This is a genomic window from Pleurocapsa sp. CCALA 161 (genome assembly GCF_003003995.1).
In the GTDB taxonomy this organism is placed as follows: domain Bacteria; phylum Cyanobacteriota; class Cyanobacteriia; order Cyanobacteriales; family Xenococcaceae; genus Waterburya.
Map to the genome: position 1 here is coordinate 1 of NZ_PVWF01000231.1, position 3651 is coordinate 3651.

At 40.5% G+C, this 3651-nt stretch carries 3 protein-coding genes and 1 pseudogene; 2 read left to right on the top strand and 2 right to left on the bottom strand.

Annotation, left to right across the window (positions count from 1 at the left end; translation table 11 throughout):
* Both C7B62_RS25005 and C7B62_RS25010 read left to right on the top strand, forming a co-directional pair.
* A pseudogene (locus tag C7B62_RS25005) lies at window positions 1-322 on the top strand (cytochrome c oxidase subunit I); the annotation flags it as partial.
* 43 nt (window positions 323-365) lie between these two features.
* Complete coding sequence (locus tag C7B62_RS25010) at window positions 366-1013, top strand: heme-copper oxidase subunit III (protein WP_106244197.1); 648 nt, start codon at window positions 366-368, stop codon at window positions 1011-1013.
* 99 nt (window positions 1014-1112) lie between these two features.
* On the opposite strand, the gene C7B62_RS25015 is transcribed toward C7B62_RS25010, so the two are convergent.
* Together C7B62_RS25015 and C7B62_RS25020 are read right to left on the bottom strand one after the other, a co-directional pair.
* Window positions 1113-3062, bottom strand: a complete 1950-nt coding sequence (locus C7B62_RS25015) for a tetratricopeptide repeat protein (protein ID WP_106244201.1) — start codon at window positions 3060-3062, stop codon at window positions 1113-1115.
* A 149-nt stretch (window positions 3063-3211) separates the two neighbouring features.
* The coding region (locus C7B62_RS25020) for a class I SAM-dependent methyltransferase (RefSeq protein WP_146132221.1) at window positions 3212-3651 on the bottom strand (440 nt) is incomplete at its 5' end.

Here is a 3651-nt window from a genome sequence, read left to right on the forward strand (position 1 = left end):
GAACCGTCGTATTGCTCTTTACGATCCTCAGTTTCAGACATTAAACATAGTCTGTACTATTGGCTCTTATATTCTAGCGTTGTCATCTTTTCCCTTCATTATCAATATCATTTGGAGTTTGTATAAGGGTAAAAAAGCTGCTCGTAATCCCTGGCGTGCTTTAACCCTAGAATGGCAAACAGCATCTCCGCCAATCATTGAAAACTTTGAAGAAGAACCTGTTCTTTGGGCAGGTCCTTATGATTATGGTGTTGATACAGAAACTATCGATGGGAATGAAGATGTCGAAGATATGCTAGCAGCAGTCACCGCCGAAGGATAACAAGACCATAACAAGACAATTAACTAATTACAAAGATTGATATATGCAAGGTTCAACCGTAGATAATACCCAAATAATCAATGGGAAGCTAGCCAAAGGAATCGCTTCAGAACAAGAAGCAGTAGAACATGGCGGACATCACGGACATCCAGATCATCGCATGTTTGGTCTGTATATCTTCCTAGTTTCCGATAGTATGACTTTTATTGGCTTTTTTGCTGCGCTACTCATTTATCGAGCGATTATGCCTGTTTGGCCTCCCGAAGGAATGCCCGAATTTGAACTGCTGATTCCACTGATTAATACTTCAATTCTGGTGGCTAGTAGCTTTGTCATGCACGAGGGGCAAAAAGCTTTAAAACAAGATAATGTTCAAGGTCTGCAAAAGTGGTTCGGGATTACAGCAGCAATGGGTGCAGTCTTCCTCGCAGGGCAAGTCTATGAGTATTCTCACGCCGAATTTGGTTTAACCACTAATCTGTTAGCCAGTTGCTTTTATGTCCTCACTGGATTTCACGGTTTGCACGTCATGACAGGAGTATTACTTATTCTTTGTGTGCTGTGGCGATCGCGTCAACCAGGACATTACTCTAGTAGTAGTCACTTTGGAGTAGAAGCAGCAGAGATTTACTGGCACTTTGTGGATGTAATTTGGTTAGTGCTATTCGTTTTAGTATATCTACTTAATTGATTCTAATAAGTAGTTTTATTAGTAAAGGACGTTTAATTAAGCGTCCTTATTCTTTTTTTAGGCAAGAGAATCAAACGATCGCGATCGCTATGCCGATTTTTACTCCCAACCAAAGTCTATGCCTAAATATTGTTCCAACTGCCTATTATAAGGGGCAAAATATTTAACTAACGTATTTCTAATCTGAGGGTCTACATCTTGATAAGAACCAGCATTAACCTGGGGATAATTATCTTGAGGACAGCTAGGTAAAGCGAGAAACTTAAATACCTGTTCCATATTTTCGCGAGTATTCAAATAAAAATCTTCGCTCTTGAGAATTAAAAATTGTTCGCGTCCTAAAATTTCGATCCAGGGTTTAAGTTTATAGATATAAAGACTACTCATGATATTATCAGGGTCATAATAGCCTGTGTTAGTAATTTCTGCTTCAGAGACAGTAACTAATCGATTAATTTCACTGGCGATCGCCGTTGGCAAATCCAGCTTAGTCAAGCCTGTATTAAGCTTATGATAATGCCAAGATATTGCTCGATCTACGGGATTTCTCAAGAGGATAATAATTTTGGTTTGAGGAAAAGTATCCTTAATTCTTTGTGCCACTTGAGGAAAGCGTATATAGTTAGGGGTAGCTTCTCCTGTCAGAAAATCAGGGCGATCGCTAATAGTCGGAAAATGGGCTAAATACCAATCAATACCTCGTTTATAATGCTGCCAATAGAAATCAAGCTCTTTCTTGTGAGAAAGTAATACTTGAGGATGACGACTAAGGTAATGGTAAATTGAGGAAGTCCCACATTTAGTTGCTCCTGCAATAATAAAGTCGGGTCCAGATTTTTTCTGACTTGGCCAGTCCAACTGTGCCAGATCGGGATAGGCTTTAATTGCCTGTTGATAACTTCCAGTACGGTAACACTCGATCGCTTCAGCGACTTGATCTTGTTGAGTTAAAGCATCTCCCAAATTACCCCAGGCAAGAGTAATCTCAGGATGATCGGTAACAATTTGACGATAAACCTTAATCACTTCAGGAAATTGTTCTTGAGCGATGGGCGTATATTGCAGATCGATATAGCTACTCTTAAAACCAGGATCGAGTTGAATTGATTGAAGATAAGCTGTAATGGCTTCGGGGAAAGAACCTTGAGCGCGCAAAAGTTTACCTAGCTGAAAATATAAATCAACGGTAATCGAAAGATCTTTAGCCATAGTCGAGCGATCGCCAGTGACAGCTAACTCTTCTAAAGAATCTTGTTTAGTCATACAATCAATTGCTTGACGCAAGCAATCGCTCGCCAAGTCAAATTGCTGTAAGTGTCGATAAACCGCCCCCAGCTTACTCAAAGCAAGAACAAACTCAGGTTTAATCGAAATTGCTTGGCGATAGGCTGCAATTGCCTGTTGCCATTGCCGTTGATTTTGCCAGAGCCTTCCTAGCTGATAGTAAGGAAGAGCATAGTTTTCCTTGAGGGCGATCGCCTTGTTCCAGCAACTTTCTGCTTTATCATCTTTTTTTAGCTGAAAATAAGCCAAGCCACAACGATAGTAAATTTTGGCTGACGGCTCTAACTCTGCTGCTTTTTCTAGATGCGATCGCGCTTGGTCGTATTCTTGTCGCTCATAGTCGACAATGCCCCAATGATAGTAAACTCTAGCACTTTGCTCTAGTTCTGCTGCCTGTTGAAAATTATTGCTGGCTCGCAACCATTTCTTTTGAGCGGCTAAAGCCGATGCAAGAGCAAAAAGATAGTTAGAATTTTGAGGATTATTTTTAACTCCCTGACGATAGACTTTAATCGCCTGCTCATCTTTACCCTCTTGCAACAGCAGATCTGCCAAAGTCTTATATACCGACTCAAAATCAGGCTGAAGCGTAATTGCCTGTCGAAAATGCTTAATTGCTAGTTGCCACCGTTGTTGTTGAGCATATAAATCTCCCAAATCTGCGTGTGCTTGGGCAGATTGAGGATTAACCGCTATTTCTTGAACATACTCGGCGATCGCCTTGTCAATAGCAACTGGATCTAATCTGGATAGAGAACTTTTCACTGCTTAATACTGATTACTAATTACTGACGTTGTCCTAAAGGATATCTTCTTGTTACTGATACAAGTGCGAACAGCCCTTCGGGTTCAGCACTTTACTTATGCCAGGATACCTGTCCACTGCAAGTGCTTCACCGTTCGCCTCTACCTGATTAAAGCTTGCGAATAATTAATTGGAAAGTAGCAGGAGATAAATCGACTACTTGCCACTGATTTTTAACAGAAGTCAAAAAGCGATCAATACCTGCTTGGGGATTTTGCTGGGGATCTTGAGGATTACGCCAGCCATAGTAACCAAATATCACAAATCCTCCTGATTTAAGCAGTTTCCAAGCTAGTTGAGCATTAATTTCGCTGTGTTCAAGTAATTTACATCGATCCTGAAGATGAATTAAGTCGAAACTATTAGGAGTACATTCTGTCATTCGCTGGTGAGTATCACCCTGGCACAAGCTTACTTTGGATTCTGCACCAGTTTTAATGATGTTCTCTTTAAATTTGCCTGCAAACTGACTATCAATACAGGTAAGATGACTTGCTTGATGAGTTAATAGCTGATCTACCAGCCAACAGCTAGACATTCCTTGATAAC

Excerpts from the sequence above, each read along its gene's own strand:
- C7B62_RS25010 (WP_106244197.1), top strand. The coding sequence starts at position 366 with ATGCAAGGTTCAACCGTAGATAATACCCAAATAATCAATGGGAAGCTA.